We start from the raw sequence: 213 nt of genomic DNA, 5'->3' as shown, positions 1-213 counted from the left end.
GTTTTCAGCATGGAGGCGATGATGGCAGACCTGTTCTGGCTCTCGGATGATCAGTGGACGGTGATCGAGCCGTTCATGCCGGTCAACCAACCCGGCCCCGAGCGCAAGGACGACCGGAAGATCATCTCGGGCATGCTGCATGTGCTCACCTCAGGCTGCCGCTGGCARGATTGCCCGGCGGAGTACGGTCCACGCACCACGGTCTACAATCGC

General features: G+C 61.8%; 1 protein-coding gene. It reads left to right on the top strand.

Annotated features, from left to right (window positions below; genetic code table 11):
* Positions 1–21 precede the first annotated feature (21 nt).
* Positions 22–213 (top strand): transposase (locus tag ASF26_RS23330; protein ID WP_244475823.1); only part of this gene is annotated, 192 nt, incomplete at its 3' end.

The organism is Methylobacterium sp. Leaf93, assembly GCF_001422345.1.
GTDB classification, from domain to species: domain Bacteria; phylum Pseudomonadota; class Alphaproteobacteria; order Rhizobiales; family Beijerinckiaceae; genus Methylobacterium; species Methylobacterium bullatum.
This window is presented reverse-complemented; position numbering and strand designations above follow the sequence as displayed.